The 1,206-nt window shown below is 52.7% G+C and carries 1 protein-coding gene; it reads left to right on the top strand.

Translation table 11 applies throughout. The features are described 5' to 3' along the window. Positions 1 to 40: 40 nt before the first annotated feature. Positions 41 to 1,206, top strand: a 1,166-nt coding sequence (locus tag KDK14_RS14355) for an endonuclease/exonuclease/phosphatase family protein (RefSeq protein ID WP_257265858.1), incomplete at its 3' end; no start/stop codon positions are given.

Here is a 1,206-nt window from a genome sequence, read left to right as displayed (position 1 = left end):
TCGACGTTTATTATAGCAGCTGATTCATGACGTACGATCAGTGGTAATCAGGAAGCTGTTTGCCCACGACCGACCGGGCAAAAGCAAGTTGCCCGGTGAACAACAGAGGTTACCGCTGTGGGCCAGAAAAGTCGCTCGGGTGACTGCTGTCACGCTATTTCTGCTGCCCTCACTGGCATTGGGAATAGTGGGGTTCTCCCTGCGTATGATCGGCAACCTGTTCAGGAACGACATTTCCCTGATTCAGTCTGCTGTGCCGCCCGCCACCTATATTTCCGAGCGGGGTCTGCATTTGATGACTTACAACACCGGCCTGATGCCGTCGTTTATCCGTAATCTGAACGACCTGCGTTCATCACAGCGGCGCAGCGGGGAGATTGCTAAAGCACTAACCCGCAACCCTGACACTACCCCTGATGTTGTCTGCTTTCAGGAGGTGTTTGACCAACAGGCAACCAGGCGGCTCTGTCAGGATCTTGGCGACCACTATCACCATATTGTGCACAGTGTTGCCCCCCGGGAAACCGGATTGAACAGTGGCCTGGCCATTGCCAGCAAATATCCCGTAAAGGAGATGACATTCCGGCCTTTCTCTGATCTGGCCGGAGAAGACCAGCTGGCCAATAAAGGGTTGCTGCGAATCGTACTGGATCTGGGTAATGACAAAACGGCTGTGGTTTACAATACGCACCTTCAGGCCAAGGAAGGTGAAACCTATGACAGGATCCGCTTTTTCGAGTTGGACCAGATAAGAACGTGGGTTGAGCAGGATTGCGCTGATGACCGGCGAAATAACAGACACCATCAGGGTATCTTCCTGATGGGAGACCTGAACAGTGCCCGGTCAGATGAGCAGGGGGTTGTCAGTAAGCACTCACAGCATCGTAATGCCATGAATGCACTGGGGCCAGACTTCTTTGACAGTTACTACGAAACCCATGATAAAAAAAATGATACCCGGCTGGTTGATCGCAGCGAGTCTTTTTTTGTCAATAGCGACCAGGCAACCATCAACCGGGAAGATCGTTGCGAGCCGAATGGGACGTGGTATCTTGGGGCCGGAAACACAAGGCGTCATTCCTGGGGCAGCAGGCTTTGGAAGGGGCATCCGGCGGTGGCAAGGCAGTGTATTTATGACTACCAGATGGTGTATGGGGACACTGACAAGAAATGGGCATCCCATACTGAAATACGACAACTGGGGCT

It is taken from the genome of Endozoicomonas sp. ONNA2 (assembly GCF_024606365.1).
Lineage (GTDB): Bacteria > Pseudomonadota > Gammaproteobacteria > Pseudomonadales > Endozoicomonadaceae > Endozoicomonas.
The sequence above is the reverse complement of the archived record's forward strand: the minus strand, read 5'-3'. Positions and strand labels throughout refer to the sequence as shown.